The sequence below is a fragment of the Marinobacter flavimaris genome, from assembly GCF_045057155.1.
In the GTDB taxonomy this organism is placed as follows: domain Bacteria; phylum Pseudomonadota; class Gammaproteobacteria; order Pseudomonadales; family Oleiphilaceae; genus Marinobacter; species Marinobacter manganoxydans.
The window spans coordinates 2,093,511-2,114,145 of sequence record NZ_CP171359.1 but is presented as its reverse complement, the minus strand read 5'-3'; the positions used below and the strand labels follow the sequence as shown (position 1 = coordinate 2,114,145).

Here is a 20,635-nt window from a genome sequence, read left to right as displayed (position 1 = left end):
CACGGATACAGTTGGGAGTAAGCAGTTCCCTTCTTTTTGACTGTTTCCCGTCGCTTTAAAGATAATCCAACTTCATGACCTTAAAACACTGGGCCCTGGTCGGTGGGGCGGTAGCGTGTCTGATAAGTCTTCCCGTAGCGGCCGCTCCATGGGTTGAGTCGGGCGATGCCCGAGCGCGTTTTGCGGCACAAAAGCTGGCAGACCGCGGCCATATGGATCGCACCGTCAGTACCTGGCCCGTGATGTGGAGCGCCGTTCATAGTGGCTTGAAGCCCAGTGTGGCATCAGACCAGTCATCCGTTGGTTCAGCGGCTGCTTATCTGCGTTTCGAGCAGGAGCAGCAGGCTCAGCCGGGTTTTCGGGGCGAATACAGCGTTTACGGCAGCAGCGAGATTCCCGGCATCCGTGGCTTTGACCAAAACCTGCTAGCCAAGGCCGGAACCGCTATCAACCTGCAATGGCAAGGCGAAGTCTGGGCACTTGGGCTAAAGCCCGCCTACGCCCATAAAAGCGACGATGACGAAAAGCTGCGCCTCGATGGTTCTTACCTTGCCGCAACTGCCGGAAATTGGGTATTTGGTGCCGGCGCCATTGACCGCTGGTGGGGTCCCGGCTGGCAATCGAGCCTGATACTTTCCAACAACGCCCGCCCCATGCCGGCGCTGTGGCTCAATCGTAATAACAGTTATGCTCCTGAAACCGACTGGCTGCAGTGGGTTGGCCCTTGGCAGTTCACGGCTTTTGCCGGCCAATACGAAAGCGATCGGGAAATACCGGATGCCAAGTTGCTCGGCATGCGCTTTACGTTCCGCCCGATCGACGGTCTGGATATTGGTCTATCCCGCGCCATCATGTTTGGCGGAGAAGGGCGGCCCGAGGGCGCGTCAACCATCTGGAACGCCTTGATAGGGCGAGATAACGGGCAGCTTGAAGAAAACGACCCCGCCAACCAGCTGGCCAGCGTCGACGCTCGATACGGTTTCGCAATCGGCGAGCAAACCATGGGCCTGTACGCCCAGATGATGGGTGAAGACGAAGCCGGCGCCTTCCCGGCTCGCAAGTCCTGGCTCTTGGGCACGGACTGGACCACTCAGCTCTTCGAAGCGGACCAGCAGTGGTTCATTGAATACACTAATACCCTGGCCGATGATTTCATGGGCGATGCCATTCCCAACATCACCTACGATCACTCCCGCTACCGCTCCGGCTACCGCTATTACGGCCGCAGTATGGCAGCCAGCTTTGATGGCGACGCAGAAGCCGTTACCATCGGTTCTTTCAATTTCTTCGACAACGGCGCCAACCTTTCCGCCAAAGTAACTTACGCTCGACTCAATAAGGACGGCGGAAACCGTACGGTTATCACCAATGAACAAATCTTTTATACCGTACCCGAGGGTGATCAAAACGTCGCCATTCTTGATCTCGGATACGGAACCCGTTTATTCAACGGCTGGCTGGACCTGAGTTTCCAGGCCACTGACAAGAGAGTTCAATACCTGGGTGGCGAGAAAGACCAGTGGTCTCTTGGCGCTGCCTGGAAATACCGCTTCTGAATTGCAAAACTTGCAGGCTGAAAAAGGGGTCTGACCCCGTCGGGGGTCAGACCCCAACTTCAATCTCCCAAGTCTCAGGCACAAATTCAAATCTATAAATTTCGGATCTCATAAACCGTGAACCTGAAAAAACTACTAGCAACCGTCGCTCTTCTGCTACCGGCAGGCTTATCCGCCCAGTCCATCAGCCAATCCCAGATCGAGCAATTCCAGGGCTTGCCCAGAGCCCAGCAAGAGGCCCTTGCCAGTCAATACGGCGTGGATCTCGATAGCCTCGTCTCCTCAGGTCAGCAGAGCCAGCGCCCTCGGGACGTGCAGGTAGTAGAAACTGTGTCTGATATGCCAGACGAAGAGAGGAAACAGGCCCAGGAAGAAAAACAGCAGGAACAGAAAACCGCAGCAAAAAACGGCGGCCTCAAGCCCTATGGTTACGACCTTTTCCGAGGCAGCCCGACCACTTTCGCCCCGGTAACCGAAATTCCGATTCCTTCTGAATACACCCTGGGCCCGGGTGACGTATTGCGCATTCAGCTCTGGGGCAAGGAAAACCAGAACCTGGAATTGCCCATCAGCCGAGATGGCACCATCAGCTTTCCTCAGTCTGGCCCAATGAGCGTGGCAGGGCTGAGCTTCGAAGAAGCCAGCCAACAAATCCGCAAGCAGGTATCCGAGCAATACATTGGTGTTCAGGCCAGTGTTTCACTCGGCGAGCTGCGCAGCATGCGCGTGTTCGTGCTTGGTGAAGCGCGGAACCCGGGTTCTTACTCGGTCAGCTCCCTATCAACCATTACCAACGCCCTGTACGTTTCCGGTGGTATCAAGGTAAACGGCTCCCTGCGAAATCTTCAGCACAAGCGGAATGGCAAACTGGTTGGCACCCTCGATCTCTACGACTTGCTGCTCAAGGGTGATAGCTCTAACGACAGCCGCCTGCAGCCAGGTGACGTAATCTTCATTCCGCCAGTTGGCAACCGCGTAGGCATAAAGGGCGAAGTATACCGCCCAGCGCTCTATGAACTGAACCATGAGAACACTCTGGCAGACCTGGTTCGAATGGCTGGCGGCCTTACGCCCCAGGCCTATCCCCAGCGCATAAATATTGAGCGAACCAACGACGATTTTCTGCGCATTATTACAGAGGCCGATTACACCGCCGGAAAAGGCAAGAACGCGCGAATCCAGGCCGGTGACACAGTTTCCATTCCCTCAATCTCCGACATTACCGGGCAGTATGTCGAGATCAGTGGCGCGGCCACCCGCCCCGGTCGCTTTGCCTGGATGCCAGGCATGCGGGTGAGTTCCGTAATCAAAAACCTGAACGCAGACCTTACGCCCGTCGCCGACAAACGCTATGCGGCCATCGTGCGCACGGACAAAGCAACAGACAGCATCTCCGTACTGAACCTTCGCCTGAGAAAAGCGGTACAGAACCCGGGCAGCGAATTTGATACCCCGTTGCAGGAGAAAGACCAGCTGCTGATTTTCTCTGATGCCGGAAAAGTGGAAGGTGGCGAAGAGGGCCGGAACTACACGCGGGCCAGCCTGTTCTCGCCGGTACTCCAGCGCCTGAAGGGCCAGGCCACGCCTTCTGCTCCGCAAAAAACTATTCGCATCACTGGACCAGTAAGGTACCCCGGTGAATACCCCATGCCGGCCTCGCGCCAGCTTTCAGACGCGATTTTTGTGGCGGGTGGACTAAAGGACTCGGCCTCTCTCTATCACGCCGAGGTCGCCCGCTACACCACCGATGAAAGTGGAATCGGCAAGACGAATATCCTCAACGTGAACCTTGCAGACGCGATGGCCGGCAATGGCAACCACGCGCTCCAGAGCCGTGACAGGATCCTGATCAAATCGATACCGGATTTCGCGAAAACCAGCACCATCGAACTCAGAGGCGAAGTGCGTTACCCCGGTGATTACACCTTCCGCGATGGTGAAACCCTCGAGCAGGTTATCGAGCGTGCCGGCGGGCTGACCGATAATGCCTTCCTGAGGGGCGCGGTGTTTACCCGTGCAAAACTGCGCCAACTTGAGGCGCAGCGTTTGCGGGAAGCTGAAGAACGTCTTCAGGGTGATCTCCTTGGTGTAAAGCTGGAGGGTGACGGGGTAGCTGGGCAAAGTGCTGACCGGGTACAGCAGGTTGAAAGCCTCCTGGAGGACGTCCAGAGCAGCAGACCGGTTGGCCGTATGGTTGTGAATCTGGAAGCTGTAGTCAACGACGAAGGCTATCAGGACATTCGCCTGCAGGATGGCGATACCCTGAATGTTCCGACCATTCCCCAGTCAGTTACTGTATTCGGCGAAGTGCAATTCCCCACGAGCCATATGCACCATGCTGGCTTAACGGTCGACGATTATCTTGAACGGTCCGGCGGGCCGACGCGCCAAGCCGATGAAAGCCGGGTATACGTCGTAAAAGCAGACGGCTCCGTAATGCTTCCCGAGAGAAGTCGCTGGTTTGGTAGTCGCAGCCAACAGTTGGAGCCGGGTGACACGATCATAATGCCAATCGATGTGGACCGCTTGAACCAGCTGGAACTGTGGACGAACGTAAGCCAGATCGTTTACCAGATCGCACTGGGCGCTGCAGCAGTAGGTAACCTGTAATGAGCCAAGTACCAGAAACCCGATACCACGCAGACGACGAAATCGATCTGCGAGAAATCTTTGTCACCCTATGGAGAGGCAAATGGATAATAATCCTCTTCACCATCGTCCTCGGCGCCAGCGGCGTAGCCTATGCCCTATACAAGCCCAATATCTACCAGGCCAGTGCCCTCCTGGCCCCGGCTCAGAATGAAGGCGGGGGCCGAATCGGCGGGCAACTCAGCGGCCTGGCCAGCCTGGCCGGCGTCAACCTGGGCAGTGGAGGCGGCGCCAACAAAACCGTGATCGCCAAAGAAACCCTGCAATCCCGCGCCTTCCTGACGGACTTCATCCACCGGCATGAACTCGCCGTGCCCCTAATTGCCACAAAGGCCTGGGACATGGCCAACGAACGCTGGGTAATCAACCGCGGAATCTACAACCCGGAAACCAGCGAGTGGCAGAAGGATGACACCGGACAATCCCAAGAGCCCACAGACTGGGACCTGGTAAAGGCCTTCCGCGAACTCCTGAGCGTAAACGACAACAAAGACACCGGCATGGTTACCGTCAGCATCAAAAGCCTCTCCCCGGTTGCCGCCAAGGACTGGGTAGAAAAACTGGTGCAAGACATCAACGAACATATGCGCACCCAGGATGTGCAAGAAGCCCAAGCCAGCATCGCCTACCTGGAAGACAAACTGCAGCAAACCAACATCGCCGGCATGCAGCAAGTGTTCTACCAGCTCATAGAAACCGAAACACGCACGGTAATGCTCGCCAACGCCCAGCGTGAATACGTATTCAAAACCGTAGATCCAGCCGTAGTGCCCCAGGAGAAAAGCGAACCCAAACGCGGCATGATAGCCGTAGTCGCCACCATGCTCGGCGGAATGCTAGGCGTCTTCACTGTATTCGTTATAGTCTTCATTCGCACCAGCGAACAAGAGAAGTCAGAGTTCGCCCGGGTCACAAATGTTTCTTGATTAATTCTGTCATATCTTAGTCGTAAATAGAAAAGCATGGCCTTGATGAGCACTCTATATCGAATACGCAATAGTAGCTTGGTTAGTGGTGCGGGCACCTACATGCTCGCGAGCATCATTAATGCATCTATTCCGTTTTTGCTATTGCCTGTATTAACACGATACCTTTCGCCAGCTGAATATGGTGAAGTCGCAATCTTTCAGGTTTGGGTTGCATTAATTGGCGCCGTGTGCGGCTTAAGCGTGCATGGCGCGGCAGTACGAAAGTACTATGATTGTGATGATCCGGATCAAGAAATCGGAGAGTTCATCTCTGCATGTGTGACCATCTTGGTGATTAGCTCATTGACAATTTTTGTGTTGGTCTTGCCATTTTCAGGATGGATTTCCGGCTTAATTGGTTTGTCGAAAAATTGGCTATTGACAGGCGTTCTTTTTGCCTTTTGTAACTTTTTGGTTCAACTCAGGCTTGGGCAATGGCAGGTAAGGAAGAAGCCAAGAAAGTTTGGAGCATTTCAGATTGGGATGAGTCTGCTAAATATGACTCTTTCTTTGCTCTTGGTGGTCGTATTTGCGTTGGGGGTGTCTGGGCGTTTAGCAGGCTATACATCGTCTGTCCTCCTCTTCGGTGTTGTTGCGCTCGCTCTGCTAAAGCGAGATGGATTTCTGAGATTCTCTTGGCGTCCGGATCTTATGAGAGAGGCATTAAGCTTCGGAGTTCCTTTAATACCTCATATTGTGGGTGCCTTTTTTTTATTAACAATTGATAGGGCGGTGATCAGTGCCCAGCTTGGCCTGGATTCAGCCGGCTATTATATGGTCGCAGCACAGATGGCTATGGTAATGGGGTTGATACTCGATAGTGTGAATAAAGCCTATGTTCCTTGGCTTTATGAAAGGCTCAAGCGAAATGAGATGCACGAAAAGAAATTTATCGTAAGGTTAACCTATTGTTATGGTTTTTTTCTTTTACTGGTTGCGGTGCTTGGTTTTCTGATTGGGGGGCCGATACTTGTCTTTGTCGCCGGTAAGAGTTTCGAGCCTGCGGCATCTTTAATTGGTTGGCTAATTCTTGCTAAGTCGCTCCATGGAATGTATTACATGGTGTCAAGCTATATTTTCTTTGCAAGGCGCACTGAAGTGATAGCTAAAATCACGATAATTGTTGGGCTCTTTAATGTTTTCTTGTTGTTTCCGATGACTAGTCACTATGGGCTAGTGGGAGCAGCATGGGCCATGTGTCTAAGCATGATGTTACAGTGGTTGGTTACATGGAGGGCTGCGAGTTTTTTAGTGGATATGCCTTGGTTTGGTGGGATGCGTATATGAAATATATTATATTCTATATTATAGATATCTTTCGGTTTCTTTGTGTTCGACCTTATAGGCGTGTCATAAGGGAATTTCGTAATTGTAAGGCTAAATTACAAAGTGGTTCATATGCAGGGTCACTTCAGGTAGGTGGTCCCACCAACCTTACAAAGAACACTCACCTAGGGAGGAATGCTAACTTTAATGGATTGGTTGTAAATGGTGGGGGGGAAGTGAGGATTGGTGATAATTTCCATTCCGGTCCCGACTGTTTGTTTATATGTCAGAATCATAACTTCAATGAAGGCAAAGCGGTTCCTTACGATAGCACATATATATATAAAGATATCGAAATAGGGGATAACGTTTGGCTTGGTAGTCGTGTAATCGTTCTTGGCGGTGTCACGATAGGAGAGGGTGCAATAATCCAAGCCGGAAGTTGTGTAGTCTCCGATATCCCCGCTTGTGCCATCGCAGGCGGGCACCCTGCAAAGGTATTTGCGTATCGAAATATTGAACACTATGAAAAGTTGAAATCGGAAAGGAAGTTTCTTTGATGACTCGTATGCTTGCAGGAAAAACAATTCTCGTTACCGGTGGCACTGGATCCTTCGGTCACAAATTTATTCCAATGACGTTGGAAAGGTTTAACCCTAAAAAAATCATCGTATTTTCCCGTGATGAAATGAAGCAGTGGGAAATGGCGAAGCTGTTCCAGGGTGACGATCGGTTGCGTTTTTTTATTGGTGATGTTCGCGATCGTGACCGGTTGTACCGAGCGTTAGACGGGGTAGATTATGTGGTCCATGCTGCCGCAACCAAAATTGTCCCAACCGCTGAATACAACCCTTTCGAGTGCGTGAAGACCAACATTCACGGCGCCATGAACCTGATCGATGCCGCCATCGACAAAGGTGTCAAAGGCGTGGTGGCACTGTCCACGGATAAAGCCAGCAGCCCCATCAACCTTTACGGTGCCACCAAGCTGGCTTCAGACAAGCTGTTCGTTGCAGGTAACTCTTATTCTGGCGGTCACGAAACCAAGTTCTCCGTGGTGCGCTACGGCAACGTGATGGGTTCACGGGGCTCGGTTATTCCGTTCTTCATGTCCATCAAAGACAAAGGCGTATTGCCGATTACCGATCCACGCATGACCCGCTTCATGATCAGTCTGGAACAGGGCGTTGAATTGGTATGGCATGCTTTTGAAGACATGGTGGGTGGCGAGATTTATGTGAAGAAGATCCCGTCCATGAAGATGACTGACCTAGCCCGAGTGGTCGCGCCAGAGGCCAAGCAGGAAGTTGTGGGCATTCGCCCGGGCGAGAAGCTGCATGAGCAGATGATCGGTGCGGAAGACTCTTACTTTACTTACGAATACCCGGAGCACTTTAAGATCCTGCCCAACATCAACAACTGGGGCACCTGCGAAAGCCGGATTAAAGACGGCAAAAAGGTACCGGAAGGTTTTGTCTACGTCAGCGACAACAACGCTGAGTGGATGACTAACGAGGAGCTTCAAGCCTGGATTGACCGCCATTACAACGAAATCGGTAAGATCTGATTATGATCCCCTATGGCAAGCAGGACATCAGCCAGGCAGATATTGACGCAGTGCTTGAGGTGCTGCAGTCAGACTTTCTCACTCAGGGCCCTAAAGTGCCTGAGTTCGAGGCCAAGGTAGCCAGCCATGTGGGCGCAAAGCACGCGCTGGCGGTTAACAGTGCCACCTCGGCATTGCACATCGCCTGTCTGGCTGTGGGGTTGGGCGAGGGCGACTGGTTGTGGACTACGTCCATAACCTTTGTAGCCTCGGCCAACTGCGGTTTGTACTGCGGCGCAAAAGTGGATTTTGTGGATATTGATCCACAAACCTACAACCTGTGCCCGAAAAAACTGGCGGAAAAGCTGGAGCAGGCAAAGCAGGAAGAACGCCTGCCGAAAGTGATGATAGCTGTTCACCTATGTGGCCAGCCGTGCGACATGGAGGTTATCCACAAGCTGGGCCAGCAATACGGCTTCCGCATTATTGAAGACGCTTCCCATGCCATCGGCGGCAAGTACCAAGGCGAATTCGTTGGTAACGGCCGGTACAGCGATATTACGGTATTCAGCTTTCACCCGGTAAAGATTGTCACCACCGCGGAAGGCGGCATGGCCCTGACCAACAGCGATGAGCTGGCAAGCCGCATGAATCTGCTTCGCAGCCATGGCGTAACGCGGGATCAGAACCTGATGACCCACGAGCCGGATGGCCCCTGGTATTACCAGCAGGTGGATCTGGGTTTTAATTACCGTATGACCGAACTGCAGGCGGCTCTGGGCGTGAGTCAGATGGAGCGGCTGGATGCCTTCGTTTCACGACGCCACGAACTGGCAAAACGCTATGACCAGCTGCTGTCAGACCTGCCTGTTACCACGCCCTGGCAACACCCGAACAGCTACTCCGGCCTGCACCTTTATGTGATTCGCCTGCAGCTGGATAGCATCAATAAGAGCCACCGGCAGGTTTTCGAAGCCTTGCGGGAGCAGGGCATTGGTGTAAACCTGCACTACATCCCGGTGCATACTCAGCCCTATTACGAGACCATGGGGTTCGCCGCTGAGGACTTCCCGGAAGCCATGGCCTATTACCGTGAGGCGATCAGCTTACCGATGTTTCAGGGGTTGACGGATGAACAGCTGGATGAGGTGGTGGCGTCTCTGAAGATCGCCCTGGCCGGGGGAGTGGGCAGTAAGTGTCCCGCGTAGCCATTATCCCCGCCCGGGGCGGCAGCAAACGCATTCCCCGCAAGAACGTCAAAGATTTCTGTGGCAAACCCATGATTGCCTGGTCCATCGATGCGGCCAAGGCCAGTGGCTGCTTTGATCAGATTATCGTCTCCACCGATGACGATGAAATCGCCAAGGTCGCCAGAGAATGGGGTGCCACGGTGCCGTTCATGCGCCCTGCGAAGCTATCGGATGATTTCACCGGAACCTTGCCGGTGATCCGACACGCCGTGGAGTGGCTGAACCAGAATGAGGCGCCGGTAGAGTACGCTTGTTGTCTTTATGCCACCGCGCCCTTTGTTTTGGCGGATGACCTCAAACGGGGCCTTCAGCTTATCAAGGATTCGGGCAGCAGCTTTGCACTCTCCGTAACTAGTTATGCGTTCCCGATTCAGCGCGCTATACGGATTGCCGATAATGGTCGCGTGGCCATGTTCAACCCCGAGCATTTCCAGACCCGCTCACAAGACCTGGAAGAAGCCTGGCACGATGCCGGCCAGTTCTATTGGGGCACTGCTGAGGCCTGGTGTGAAGAGCGAGCCATCTTCGGCGAGGATTCGGTGCCCGTTAAGCTGCCGCGCCATCGAGTTCAGGATATTGATACCCAGGAAGACTGGAGCCGGGCCGAATGGTTGTTCCGGGCGATGCAGGCCGAAGGTGGTTTGCAGTGAGAATTGCTTTTCGTGCAGATGCCTCCGTCCAGATCGGCACCGGCCACGTGATGCGCTGCCTGACACTGGCAGATGAACTCACTCGCCAAGGCCACGAATGTCAGTTTATTTGTCGTGAGCATGAAGGTCATCTGGGTGATCTGATTGCGAGTAATGGCCACGGCTTAACTCTATTGTCCCCGCGCGTCGATAATGAGCTGGACACGAAAGGCGCGAGCTCAGACAACTATGCGCTGTGGCTGGGTGTGCCCTGGCAAGAAGACGCCCGCCAAACGTTCGATGTCCTGACACCTTGGAAACCTGACTGGCTGGTAGTTGATCACTACGCACTGGATGCCGAGTGGGACAGCGCCCTCGCTAACGCTGTAGGCAGCATTATGGTGATCGACGATCTGGCGAACCGGGTTCATGAATGCGCGCTACTTTTAGACTAGAATCTTGGGCGGGTAGCGTCAGATTATGATGGTCTTCTGCCCATAGATTGTCAGCGACTAATTGGACCGGGTTATGTCTTGTTGCGCCCCAAATTTGCACACATTCGGGAGAAAAGCCTGAAGCGACGGGAGCACCCGGAACTCAAGCGCATTCTGATTTCCCTGGGGGGGCGACGGCACCAATGTGACTGGCCTGGTGCTTGACGCGCTTACGAAGTCAGCGCTACCGGCGAACACTGAGCTGGACATTATTATGGGTGCAGCAGCACCTTATCTGGATGACGTCCGACAGCTGGCTACCGAGTTGCCGTTTAAGGCAACGGTGAGTGTGAATGTAACCGATATGGCGGGGCGGATGTGCTTGGCGGATCTGTCTGTCGGGGCTGCAGGGGGAGCGTCTTGGGAGCGTTGTTGTTTGGGGGTTCCGGCTGTGTTGGTTGTCCTCGCTGAGAATCAAGTTGCCGGGGCAGTAGCCTTGGAAGCATCCGGTGCTGCGATCAAGATTGAGAGCGCGGACCAGCTTGGAACCACTTTGCCTTCCGTATTGGTGGCACTTTCCGATCCTGGTCGGCTTGAGCGGATGAGTGATGCAGCTGCTGGTATCACAAATGGCGATGGCGTGTTCCGGGCAATTCAAGCGATGGGTGCAGCGGGCGGAAGAGATCGATGACGGATCACACCCTCCGACCAATGACCGAGTCAGACCTTGAACAGGTTCTGCAATGGCGCAACCATCTTGAGGTGCGCAGCTACATGTACACTACCCATGAGATTCGCGTGGAAGAACATCGCAAGTGGTTTATGAATGCCAGTCCTGACCCTGCCATTGAGCTTCTAATCTATGAGCAAGGTGGCAAGGCGCAAGGTTTTGTCAATATTGCCCGAACACGTTGTCCAGAAGTGGCAGACTGGGGGTTTTACCTGGCGCCAAACGCTTTAAAAGGCAGTGGTCGGGAGCTTGGCAAGCAAGCGCTCAACTACGCTTTCGGCCGGCTGCGCCTTCATAAGGTATGTGGGCAAGCACTCGGTTTTAATGAGCGTTCGATCACTTTTCATAAGAGACTGGGCTTTGTCGAAGAGGCCCGCCTGCGAGATCAGCACTTTAATGGCAGCCAGTTTCACGATGTTGTGTGTTTTGGTCTTCTGAACAGTGAGTGGCAGGCGCAGACTAAGGATTGAAAAATGAGTGAGCCTAGAATCGTAATTGCCGGCCGGGAGATTTCCCGAAACCAGCCACCCTACGTTATTGCGGAGCTTTCAGCTAACCATAACGGCAAGCTGGAAACAGCCCTGAAGATTGTCGAAGAAGCCGCTAAGGCCGGTGCGGATGCCGTAAAGCTGCAAACTTACCGCCCGGACACCATCACGCTGGATTCAGATGCTGACGAATTCAAAATCAAAGGCGGGCTTTGGGATGGCCGTACCCTCTATGAACTCTATGAAGAAGCGCATATGCCTTGGGAATGGCATAGGCCGCTGTTCGAGCATGCCAAAAAAATCGGTATCCCCATCTTCAGTTCCCCTTTTGACACCACAGCGGTGGATCTGCTCGAGGACCTGAACGCACCGGCCTACAAAATTGCGTCGTTCGAAGCGGTCGACCTGCCGTTAATCCGTTACGTGGCGGCCACTGGCAAGCCGATGATTATCTCCACCGGCATGGCAGACGCCGAGGAAATCCAGGAAGCCATCACCGCCGCTCGGGAAGGTGGTTGTAAACAGTTGGCAATTCTCCACTGTGTAAGCGGCTACCCGGCCCCGGCAGACGATTACAATCTGCGCACCATCGGCGACATGATCAAGCGCTTTGGACTGGTCACCGGTCTGTCGGATCACACGCTGGACAACACCACTGCGATTGCCAGTGTGGTGCTGGGTGCTTCCATTATTGAGAAGCACTTCACTCTTGACCGCAACGGCGGTGGCCCGGATGACAGCTTCTCTCTGGAGCCCGAAGACTTGACGGCTCTGTGCCGCGATAGCAAAACGGCCTGGAAGGCTATGGGGCAGCTTGATTACGGCAGGAAATCGAGTGAGCAGGGTAATGCTCAGTTTCGGCGCTCGCTGTATTTTGTGAAGGACATGAAAGCGGGTGATGTGATTACTGAGGATTGTGTGCGGAGTGTGCGTCCGGGGTATGGGTTGGCACCCAAGTATTTGGATAGGGTGATTGGGCTGACAGTAAGGCGTGAAATTAGTGCTAATACGCCGGTTAGTGAAGGTGTGTTGAATTAATGGGCTGGTATAAAGATATCAACGCCATTCTGGAACAGGAGCCGGAAACCTGGTTGGCCTATCTGTACGGGCAGCAGTTGGAGAACATGCCGCATCTGACCCGTATTAAGCCGAAGGCTCGGGGCTTAGTTTTGCGCATCTGCCGTTATTTTCTGTTCTTGATGCGGCACTTTGCGTTGGGGCAGCCCCCTATGCTCAAGGCTAAAGCCGATTTTTTGGTGTTTTCCGGGACCTCTAACCAAATGAGTTCTCTAGAGGGAACAGCGAGCATTCTGAAGAAGAAAGGTAAGAGAGTAGTTGAAATTGGTCATGGGAGGCTTTTGCTCAGAGGAGAACAGCGGGGCCGTTATATCTCGTTCGCTTTCAGTGTTCTTGATATTGCTAAATCTCTGGTGCTGTTGGTTCGAAATGGCCCTTCGCTGTATAAAGAGCTGCAAAATAAGCATCCAGCTATGGTTCAGAGCTATTTCGATAACTTCTGCAGTGTCTATACATATCTCGTTTATTTTGACCGCGTTCTTAAGCAGACCAAGCCAGATTACGTAATCACATCAAACGACCACAACCCGCCAAACCGCTCGTTACTTGCCGTTGCGCATTATTTGGGAATAAAAACGGTTTATCTGCAGCACGCATCCGTGAGTAATTTGTTCCCGGCGTTACGGGTAGATTACGCATTTCTAGATGGACAGTTTTCCCTTGACACTTACCGGGAGTGCGAGCAAAACCAGCCGCCAACAAAGCGCAAAGTACCAACGCCGATAGTGCTGCTTAGCGGACAGAAAAAGCACTTGAGGAGAGGCGATAGTCGGGCGGCAACGGCGATTGGAATTGCGCTGAACGCGCTGGATGACGCGACCGTCGCGATCCAATTTGTGAAAGAGCTCGCCGATGCTGGTCAGAAAATACGAGTACGCTGGCACCCAGGCCAGCCCGAGCAAGACATCCGGCAATATCAGAAAGCCTTAAAGGGTTTGCCGCATGTGCAGCTAAGCAATCCCAAAACAGAGCAAGTATCCGAATTCATGATGAATATTCGCTGGTTGGTGGCGGGCAATAGTAGCATTCACTTAGAAGCAGCACTTGCGGGCGTAACCCCGATTTACTACGAACTGACCTCTCCGGATAATCCGGATTACTATGGGTATGTTCTCCACGGATTGGCGAAGCGTACGAGTTCTGCAGCCGAGATAGTGGAACTGGTCGAAGCCGGATATGGTGCAGCGGGGCCTGATGTTGAGGCTGTACGGCACTATAGCGCTACTTATCTTACGGAGTGGGATGGTCGAGAGGAGGAGTTGGTTGGCGAATATCTGTTAAGGGATTTAGCCTGTAGGGAGGATATATTTGGTGGGTTTAATTATTAGAACTGTGTCCTTGCCTTAGCTTGCTTAGGAAAATTTTTTTATTTCGAAAAATTCCTGTTCATTTCTGTTTTTCTGTATTGGTGACAAAGTAACGGGTGCTTGAATGATTCTGTCAAAGAAAGATTATAAACATTATCGTACGAGAGACAGGTTGGCGATAGGAGAGAAGCCGTCACTTTTGAGGTATTGGTTTTCAGATCGTTGGCAGTTTTTGCGACGAATGCGCCGTCTTGAGTATGTTTATAATTGCCATTTTCCAAGGTTTGTTGTTGAGTTTCATAGATATCGATTCTTACGCATTTCCCAAAAAATTGGATACTCAATTCCAATTAATACATGCGGGCCTGGCTTGTCAATCGCGCACCGGGGGACTATCGCGATTAACGGTGGTGCAAAGCTGGGTGAGAACTGTAGGGTCCATGTTTGCGTGAATATAGGAACTGAAGCAGGCTTGAATAATGTTGCCCCGAAAATTGGGAATAATTGCTATATTGCTCCGGGCGCAAAGTTGTATGGCGATATAGTTATCGGAGACAATGTTATTGTTGGCGCTAATGCCGTCGTTAATCGCAGTTTTCCTGAAGGAAACTGTACCATTGCAGGGGTTCCTGCAAAGGTGGTTTCAAATAGAAGTGCTCGCGAAGTTCTCCACATCGATGGTCAGATTCGGCCTGATGTACAGGTTTAAGTGCTTTCAGGGTTCAAACAGGATGGTTCGCAAAGTTAAGTCTGCATTAGTAATGGCGTATGGATAATTTAATGGATAGAGCACTTAATGTGGTATATCTCTGTGATTTTGATCTAAAGAAAAATACAGGGAAGGATAGAGCTACGCGCCAAAAGCTATCGGCATTGAGGGGTTTGGTTAACGATCTAGTTGTTGTTAGCAATCCTTTTAAAAGTCAATTTTTTAGAATTTTGGCAATATTTATTCTTGATATTAAAGTGTCTGCACTTTTATTGTCTCGAAGGCCTGATGTTTTCATTAGTCGGGGCTACTCAGGCTGGTTTTCGATGTTGACTGCTAAGGCGTTATCTATAAAAACTGCTCGTGAGATTCACGCAGATGCCATTGAGGAGCTTTCTCTGTTGCCATATCGCGGGGTGAAGCTGAGAGCGTTAGGATTACTGGCAAAACATGCTCACAGAATGGACCTTTCTGCCGATGTTAGGATATTTAATCATCCTGACCTCATGGAAGGATACAGGAAAAGAGGGATCATTGGGGAGCAGGATTTTTTTACATACAATGGCTATGCTCCCGGCGAAAGAAGCTACTTTTCCCGAGCGAAAGCGAGGGAAAAGTTTGGTCTCTCTCAAGATGATCGAATAGTCGTTTTTGTCGGTGCAGCGTCGAAATGGCACGGTGTGGAATATTTGGTTGAGCTACAGAGAGAGTTTGACCAAAGGGGTGAAAATATTAAAGTTGTAGTCGGTGGTGGCGATATAACTGAGTTTGATAAGGAGGGGAGGTGTATTAATTTTACGCCACTAGGCGACCAAGGCTGCGCTGAGCTTATAAGGGCTGCTGACTTTTGCCTGTTGCCAGTCAAGCAGAATAGATTAAGCCCAGGGAGTCCTCTAAAGCTATATGATTATATTGCAAATGAAAGGTTTGTGTTTGCTCAAAAAGAAACTAATGGGTACTCAGACGAGGTTGAGAAGCTCAATATTGGAATGCCTGTCGATTTTACCAATCCCTCAGAGGCAAGCCTTCAGATTATAGATGCATTTAGAGAAAGTTGTTGGCCTGAAGATTATCCTAATTGTAAAGCATCCTGGGCAGATAGGATGGCGCACTGGGTGAGCGGCCTGCGCTCGAAGTGCCAGTAGGCAGGTTGGGCAGATTAGGTCGGTGCCGATACAAACAGGGTGCTGGATCTTAAATTCTTACTAACGTTAGGGGCATTAGTTGGATAACGCTTCCACCGCATATCATGTGTTGAGTACGCTTTTTGTGTTTATATTGGGCTCGATGATTTCCGTTATTACAGGGAGGAAGTTCGGTGTAGGTGCAGGTGGGGCTTTTGTATTATATATTTGGCACACTCTATTTTCGATGTTTTACTGTTGGTATGTACTGCAATCGGGTGGAGATGCACTTTCATATTTTCGATGGGGGCAGCACTGGGCCGGCGAGCTTCGAGTGGGAACTGCTGGGGTTGTTGTAATATCCGGTATATTGGTTAATATTTTTGGTTTGTCGCTGATTGGGGCTTTTTTAGTTTTCAATATATTCGGGCAGATAGGGCTTCTAGCCTTTTGGGGGAGCCTTAAGCAGGCAGTTGTAGGAAAGTCCCGGCATATTCGAGCGTTAGCAACTATTATAGTGTTTCTCCCTTCCGTCAGCTTTTGGAGCGCAGCTTTAGGTAAGGACGCAATTTCCTTTATGGCTACTGGCTTGGCCCTTTGGAGCGCTCTGGATTTATCTCGGCGTAGCTTTTTAATGGTATTTGCGATAGGAGCAATGTTCATGGTGCGCCCTCACATGGCTGGTATCATGGTGATGGCTATTGCCATCTCAGCATTGATGGACAGCAATGCTTCGGTGATAAGGAAGGTTTTGGTGGGAATCTTTGCCACCTCAGTTGCAGCTGTGCTAGTTCCCTTTGCGCTTGAGTATGCAGGTATTGGTGCAGTGGTTGGTGTTGAATCACTCACCGAATATATCGATAAGCGGCAGACCTACAATATGGAAGGGGGGGGCGGAGTTGATATTGCTTCGATGAGTCTGCCAATGCAACTGTTCACCTATCTGTTTCGACCAGTGCTTTTTGAAGCGAGAAGTGTTTTTGCTCTGGCAGCGGCCGTAGATAACCTCATTCTACTTGGTCTATTCATTTTCGGTGGAATTGCGCTTCTGAGGGGCAGAAAGACAGTGCTTGACGAGAATCGTGTATTTATGTGGGCTTATGCGCTTAGTGCTTGGCTCATTCTTGCAATGACTACCGCTAATTTGGGCATTGCTGTTCGACAGAAGTGGATGTTTGCGCCGATGCTGATTTTCCTCTTGATTTCCGTTCTTGGGCGTAAGCGGGTTGCCTGAGGCGTTGGCTTTTGCCTTGTTTTAAGGAATCTTTAATGAAAAAAATTGCAGTCATTGGCCTAGGCTACGTAGGCCTCCCCCTTGCCGTTGCCTTCGGCGAAAAACGTCCGGTTTTGGGGTTTGATATCAACGCGAAGCGCATAGCCGAGCTGAAGCAAGGTGAGGATTTCACTCGGGAAGTCTCCGCTGAAGAACTGGCCGGAGCCTCCCAGCTGTCGTTCAGCGACTCCCTGGATGACATCGCAGACTGCACGGTGTTCATCGTTACCGTTCCCACGCCCATTGATGACTACAAAACGCCGGATCTCACGCCGTTGGTGAAGGCCAGCGATAGTGTGGGCAAGGTGCTTAAATCCGGCGATATTGTGATTTACGAATCCACCGTGTATCCGGGTGCCACGGAAGAGGTTTGTGTGCCGGTGCTGGAGCGGGTGTCCGGCCTTAAATTTAACGAGGATTTCTACGCAGGTTACAGCCCGGAACGGATTAACCCGGGGGATAAGGAGCACCGGGTAACCACGATCATGAAGGTCACCTCCGGCTCTACCCCGGCCATTGCCGAGGAAGTGGATGCCATGTACGCGGATATCATCACCGCCGGTACCCACAAGGCCAGCTCCATCAAAGTGGCGGAGGCGGCGAAGGTAATCGAGAACACCCAGCGGGACCTGAACATTGCGCTGATGAACGAACTGGCCATGATTTTCGCCCGGTTGGGGATTGATACCCACGAAGTGCTGGCTGCCGCCGGTACCAAGTGGAACTTCCTGCCGTTCAAGCCCGGCCTGGTGGGCGGCCACTGCATCGGGGTAGACCCGTACTACCTCACCCACAAAGCCCAGGCCATTGGCTACCACCCGGAAATCATCCTGGCGGGCCGCCGCACCAATGACGGCATGGGCCCCTATGTGGCGGCTGAACTGGTAAAAGCCATGATCAAAGCAGGCCACACCATCGCCAACGCCCGAGTGCTGGCAATGGGCTTTACCTTCAAGGAAAACTGCCCGGACTTGCGCAATACCCGGGTGATTGACGTAGTGAAAGAGCTGCAGGACTTCGGCTGCCAGGTAGATGTAACCGACTGCTGGGCGGACAGCGCCGAAGCGGAACATGAATACGGTATTAGCCTGACGGATAAACCGGAGCAGGGCAGCTACAGCGGTGTGATTGTGGTGGTGCCGCACCGGGAATACGCGGCCATGAGTGCCGGTGATCTGCGGGGCTATCTGACGGCGGATGGTGTGTTGTTTGACCTGAAGGGTGTATTGCCTTGGGGTGAGGCGGATTTGCGGTTGTGATGAATTTAGTGATCGTGACTACTGTGCCCGAAACGTTGGCAACAATACTTCGGGGCCAGCCTGCATTCCTTAATCAGTATTGCTCTATTGTTTGCGTTACTTCTCCCGGGCCCATGCTTGAGAACGTGAAAGAGCATGAGGGTGTCAGTGTTCTTGAGGTTCCCATGAATCGTGGCATCAGTCCTTTTAAGGATTTGGTTTCCATTTTTCGAATGTGGCAAGCGCTCAGGCGCCTACAGCCCGATGTTGTGCACTCCTACACACCGAAGGCTGGATTAGTGACTATGCTGGCGGCGTTTCTGGCCGGCGTTCGGGTTCGTATTCACACCTTTACCGGGTTAGTGTTTCCCACTTCCAATGGTTTTAAGCGCAAGGTCCTTGTCGCGATTGACCGATTGATTTGTGCGGCAGCAACTAAGGTTGTCCCAGAAGGTGAGGGCGTTGCAGCGGATTTGAGGGCTAACGGTATTACTTCCAAGCCTTTGATCGTTATTGGCAATGGCAACATTGCAGGAGTTGATACCCGGCATTTCCGACCAGATACATGCTTGCCGCTTCAACATGAGGGGAGTGGTGCGTTTACATTTTGCTTTGTTGGGCGCCTTAATCGTGATAAAGGGCTTCAGGAACTTGTTTCTGCCTTTACCAGCCTGGAGGGAGAGTCGGCACTGCTTTTGGTGGGCGATTTGGATTCTACTGCACCGGTAGATAAGGTTACGCTGGATCATATTCAGTCCCACCCACGGATTCAGGCAACCGGTTTTCTTGAAGACATCCGGCCCGCTCTTAAGGCTTGTGATGTTTTAGTCCTGCCAAGTTATCGGGAGGGCTTCCCCAATGTGGTTTTGCAGGCTGGAGCAATGGGGAAGCCTGTGATTGCTTCGGATATTAATGGCTGTAATGAGGTTGTCGAGAACGACTTTAATGGTTGGCTGGTGCCACCGAGTGATGAGAGTGCACTAGCTGAGCGTATGGCGCATGTCATGTCGCTTTCTCCTGATCAGCGCGTGAGGTTGGGCAACAATGCGCGGGCGAGGATTGTTGAGAGATACGAGCAGACAGCTTACCGGCGAAAGTTGTTTGAATTTTACAGGGAGGTTGCCAGTGAAGCGGGGCTTTGATTTTTTTGTTTCTTTGATTGGGTTAGTGGCGTTGGCTCCGGTGATTGTTGTCGTTGCCGTGTTAATCCACCGCAAGCTTCGCTCTCCCGTCTTCTTCCGCCAAACTCGCCCCGGCTTGAACGGCAAACCGTTCGAAATGGTGAAATTTCGCACCATGCTAGACGCCACCGACAAGCACGGTAACCCCCTGCCTGATGACCAGCGCATGACACCGTTCGGGAGCTTCCTGCGCGCCACCAGCCTGGATGAGTTGCCGGAGCTGTGGAATGTGCTCAAGGGCGATATGAGCCTGGTAGGCCCCCGGCCGCTGTTGATGGAATACCTGCCGCTGTATTCCAAGGAACAATACCGCCGCCATGAGGTGCGCCCGGGTGTGACCGGCTGGGCGCAGGTGAATGGCCGCAATGCAATTTCCTGGGAAGACAAGTTCCGGCTGGATGTGTGGTATGTGGACAATCAGTCGCTTTGGCTGGATGTGAAGATTCTGTTCCTTACGGTGAAGAAGGTGCTGGTTCGGGATGGGATTAGTGGGGGTGGTGAGGTGACTATGTCGAAGTTCACCGGGAGTCAGGATTGATGCGCCTTGCCATTCTGGGTGCTAGCGGCCACGGAAAAGTTGTGGCGGATGCTGCCGGTCTTTCAGGTTGGAGCTCGATGGTGTTCTTTGACGATGCTTGGCCGGAAATCGCGAAGAATGGCTTTTGGCCAGTTGTTGGCGACACAGCTACTATGCTGAGGGAGGTGAGTAATTTCGACGGTGTAATAGTTGCCATTGGGAATAATTCGACTCGCAAGGCAAAACAGCATGAGTTGGCGGCTTCAGGTGCTCGACTGGTTTCTGTTATCCATCCTTCCGCGGTTGTGAGCGATTTTGCTGTAGTTTGTGCAGGCTCGGTAGTTTTCGCGAATGCGGTGGTCAACGCGTGTGCGGAGATTGGTGAAGGCTGCATTGTAAATACGGGTGCGGTGGTCGAGCACGACTGCGTTATGGGCGATTTCGCTCATTTGAGCCCCAATGCAGTTTTGGCCGGTGGCGTGAAGCTTGGACCTATGGCCTGGGTTGGAGCGTGTGCGTCTGTGAAACAGCTGATTGACGTGGGCGAGGGCGCTATGGTTGGCATGGGCGCTGTTGTCACGAAAAGTGTGCCGTCCGCCGTGACTGTTGTGGGTAATCCCGCGAAGGTTTTATCACCCTCAAGCCAATGACGTTTACACAGGAATGAAAGCAGCTTTGATTTCTTGCATCGGG

Annotated in this window: 20 protein-coding genes; all 20 read left to right on the top strand. The window is 52.2% G+C overall.

The annotated features are described in order from the left end of the window. Positions 1-74: 74 nt before the first annotated feature. On the top strand, positions 75-1,556 hold the full coding sequence (locus ACGK9W_RS09895) for a capsule assembly Wzi family protein (RefSeq protein WP_405420730.1): 1,482 nt from the start codon (positions 75-77) through the stop codon (positions 1,554-1,556). A 117-nt stretch (positions 1,557-1,673) separates the two neighbouring features. After that, positions 1,674-4,166, top strand: coding sequence for an SLBB domain-containing protein (locus ACGK9W_RS09890; protein WP_405420727.1), 2,493 nt, complete (start codon positions 1,674-1,676; stop codon positions 4,164-4,166). Continuing rightward, entirely contained in the window at positions 4,166-5,131 is a 966-nt protein-coding gene (locus ACGK9W_RS09885; RefSeq protein WP_405420724.1) for a Wzz/FepE/Etk N-terminal domain-containing protein, read from the top strand. The genes ACGK9W_RS09890 and ACGK9W_RS09885 overlap by 1 nt, the downstream gene beginning before the upstream one ends. Positions 5,132-5,233: 102 nt before the next feature. Continuing rightward, positions 5,234-6,460, top strand: a complete 1,227-nt coding sequence (locus tag ACGK9W_RS09880) for an oligosaccharide flippase family protein (RefSeq protein WP_405420721.1) — start codon at positions 5,234-5,236, stop codon at positions 6,458-6,460. Next, the gene (locus ACGK9W_RS09875) at positions 6,361-6,999 is read left to right on the top strand and encodes an acyltransferase (RefSeq protein WP_405420719.1); all 639 of its coding nucleotides are present in this window, start codon (positions 6,361-6,363) and stop codon (positions 6,997-6,999) included. Before ACGK9W_RS09880 ends, ACGK9W_RS09875 begins: the two co-directional genes overlap by 100 nt. Positions 7,000-7,007: 8 nt before the next feature. Further along, positions 7,008-8,006: a UDP-N-acetylglucosamine 4,6-dehydratase (inverting) gene (gene pseB / locus ACGK9W_RS09870; protein WP_405421029.1), complete on the top strand. Its 999-nt coding sequence runs from the start codon at positions 7,008-7,010 to the stop codon at positions 8,004-8,006. 2 nt (positions 8,007-8,008) lie between these two features. Next, the gene (pseC, locus tag ACGK9W_RS09865; protein WP_405420717.1) at positions 8,009-9,193 is read left to right on the top strand and encodes a UDP-4-amino-4,6-dideoxy-N-acetyl-beta-L-altrosamine transaminase; all 1,185 of its coding nucleotides are present in this window, start codon (positions 8,009-8,011) and stop codon (positions 9,191-9,193) included. Continuing rightward, complete coding sequence (pseF, locus tag ACGK9W_RS09860) at positions 9,181-9,885, top strand: pseudaminic acid cytidylyltransferase (RefSeq protein ID WP_405420714.1); 705 nt, start codon at positions 9,181-9,183, stop codon at positions 9,883-9,885. The genes pseC and pseF overlap by 13 nt, the downstream gene beginning before the upstream one ends. Beyond that, complete coding sequence (locus tag ACGK9W_RS09855) at positions 9,882-10,319, top strand: hypothetical protein (RefSeq protein ID WP_405420711.1); 438 nt, start codon at positions 9,882-9,884, stop codon at positions 10,317-10,319. The genes pseF and ACGK9W_RS09855 overlap by 4 nt, the downstream gene beginning before the upstream one ends. 253 nt (positions 10,320-10,572) lie before the next feature. Then, on the top strand, positions 10,573-10,989 hold the full coding sequence (locus ACGK9W_RS09850) for a glycosyltransferase (RefSeq protein WP_405420708.1): 417 nt from the start codon (positions 10,573-10,575) through the stop codon (positions 10,987-10,989). After that, a complete protein-coding gene (pseH, locus tag ACGK9W_RS09845) occupies positions 10,986-11,498 on the top strand; it encodes a UDP-4-amino-4,6-dideoxy-N-acetyl-beta-L-altrosamine N-acetyltransferase (protein WP_405420706.1) in 513 nt (170 codons plus the stop codon). Before ACGK9W_RS09850 ends, pseH begins: the two co-directional genes overlap by 4 nt. A gap of 3 nt (positions 11,499-11,501) precedes the next feature. Then, entirely contained in the window at positions 11,502-12,554 is a 1,053-nt protein-coding gene (pseI, locus tag ACGK9W_RS09840; protein ID WP_405420703.1) for a pseudaminic acid synthase, read from the top strand. After that, complete coding sequence (locus ACGK9W_RS09835; RefSeq protein WP_405420700.1) at positions 12,554-13,921, top strand: hypothetical protein; 1,368 nt, start codon at positions 12,554-12,556, stop codon at positions 13,919-13,921. Before pseI ends, ACGK9W_RS09835 begins: the two co-directional genes overlap by 1 nt. Positions 13,922-14,024: 103 nt before the next feature. Next, positions 14,025-14,609, top strand: a complete 585-nt coding sequence (locus tag ACGK9W_RS09830) for a serine O-acetyltransferase (RefSeq protein WP_405420697.1) — start codon at positions 14,025-14,027, stop codon at positions 14,607-14,609. A 71-nt stretch (positions 14,610-14,680) separates the two neighbouring features. After that, complete coding sequence (locus ACGK9W_RS09825) at positions 14,681-15,754, top strand: glycosyltransferase (RefSeq protein WP_405420694.1); 1,074 nt, start codon at positions 14,681-14,683, stop codon at positions 15,752-15,754. 79 nt (positions 15,755-15,833) lie between these two features. Beyond that, positions 15,834-16,967, top strand: a complete 1,134-nt coding sequence (locus tag ACGK9W_RS09820) for a hypothetical protein (RefSeq protein WP_405420691.1) — start codon at positions 15,834-15,836, stop codon at positions 16,965-16,967. Positions 16,968-17,002: 35 nt separating this feature from the next. After that, positions 17,003-18,265, top strand: a complete 1,263-nt coding sequence (gene tviB, locus ACGK9W_RS09815) for a Vi polysaccharide biosynthesis UDP-N-acetylglucosamine C-6 dehydrogenase TviB (protein WP_405420688.1) — start codon at positions 17,003-17,005, stop codon at positions 18,263-18,265. Continuing rightward, positions 18,265-19,386 carry a glycosyltransferase family 4 protein gene (locus tag ACGK9W_RS09810; protein ID WP_405420686.1) on the top strand — a complete coding sequence of 374 codons (1,122 nt, stop codon included), beginning with the start codon at positions 18,265-18,267 and terminating at the stop codon, positions 19,384-19,386. Before tviB ends, ACGK9W_RS09810 begins: the two co-directional genes overlap by 1 nt. Further along, positions 19,364-19,963: a sugar transferase gene (locus tag ACGK9W_RS09805; protein WP_405421026.1), complete on the top strand. Its 600-nt coding sequence runs from the start codon at positions 19,364-19,366 to the stop codon at positions 19,961-19,963. The genes ACGK9W_RS09810 and ACGK9W_RS09805 overlap by 23 nt, the downstream gene beginning before the upstream one ends. Beyond that, positions 19,963-20,592 carry an acetyltransferase gene (locus ACGK9W_RS09800; protein WP_405420683.1) on the top strand — a complete coding sequence of 210 codons (630 nt, stop codon included), beginning with the start codon at positions 19,963-19,965 and terminating at the stop codon, positions 20,590-20,592. The genes ACGK9W_RS09805 and ACGK9W_RS09800 overlap by 1 nt, the downstream gene beginning before the upstream one ends. The last annotated feature ends 43 nt before the right edge of the window (positions 20,593-20,635 follow it).

What these genes read in the sequence shown, in the direction of transcription:
- ACGK9W_RS09895 (WP_405420730.1), top strand. Translation starts at nt 75, where the DNA reads ATGACCTTAAAACACTGGGCCCTGGTCGGTGGGGCGGTAGCGTGTCTG.
- ACGK9W_RS09885 (WP_405420724.1), top strand. Translation starts at nt 4,166, where the DNA reads ATGAGCCAAGTACCAGAAACCCGATACCACGCAGACGACGAAATCGAT.
- ACGK9W_RS09880 (WP_405420721.1), top strand. Translation starts at nt 5,234, where the DNA reads ATGCTCGCGAGCATCATTAATGCATCTATTCCGTTTTTGCTATTGCCT.
- ACGK9W_RS09875 (WP_405420719.1), top strand. Translation starts at nt 6,361, where the DNA reads ATGGGCCATGTGTCTAAGCATGATGTTACAGTGGTTGGTTACATGGAG.
- pseB (WP_405421029.1), top strand. Translation starts at nt 7,008, where the DNA reads ATGCTTGCAGGAAAAACAATTCTCGTTACCGGTGGCACTGGATCCTTC.
- pseC (WP_405420717.1), top strand. Translation starts at nt 8,009, where the DNA reads ATGATCCCCTATGGCAAGCAGGACATCAGCCAGGCAGATATTGACGCA.
- ACGK9W_RS09850 (WP_405420708.1), top strand. Translation starts at nt 10,573, where the DNA reads ATGGGTGCAGCAGCACCTTATCTGGATGACGTCCGACAGCTGGCTACC.
- pseH (WP_405420706.1), top strand. Translation starts at nt 10,986, where the DNA reads ATGACGGATCACACCCTCCGACCAATGACCGAGTCAGACCTTGAACAG.
- pseI (WP_405420703.1), top strand. Translation starts at nt 11,502, where the DNA reads ATGAGTGAGCCTAGAATCGTAATTGCCGGCCGGGAGATTTCCCGAAAC.
- ACGK9W_RS09835 (WP_405420700.1), top strand. Translation starts at nt 12,554, where the DNA reads ATGGGCTGGTATAAAGATATCAACGCCATTCTGGAACAGGAGCCGGAA.
- ACGK9W_RS09830 (WP_405420697.1), top strand. Translation starts at nt 14,025, where the DNA reads ATGATTCTGTCAAAGAAAGATTATAAACATTATCGTACGAGAGACAGG.
- ACGK9W_RS09825 (WP_405420694.1), top strand. Translation starts at nt 14,681, where the DNA reads ATGGATAGAGCACTTAATGTGGTATATCTCTGTGATTTTGATCTAAAG.
- tviB (WP_405420688.1), top strand. Translation starts at nt 17,003, where the DNA reads ATGAAAAAAATTGCAGTCATTGGCCTAGGCTACGTAGGCCTCCCCCTT.
- ACGK9W_RS09810 (WP_405420686.1), top strand. Translation starts at nt 18,265, where the DNA reads ATGAATTTAGTGATCGTGACTACTGTGCCCGAAACGTTGGCAACAATA.
- ACGK9W_RS09800 (WP_405420683.1), top strand. Translation starts at nt 19,963, where the DNA reads ATGCGCCTTGCCATTCTGGGTGCTAGCGGCCACGGAAAAGTTGTGGCG.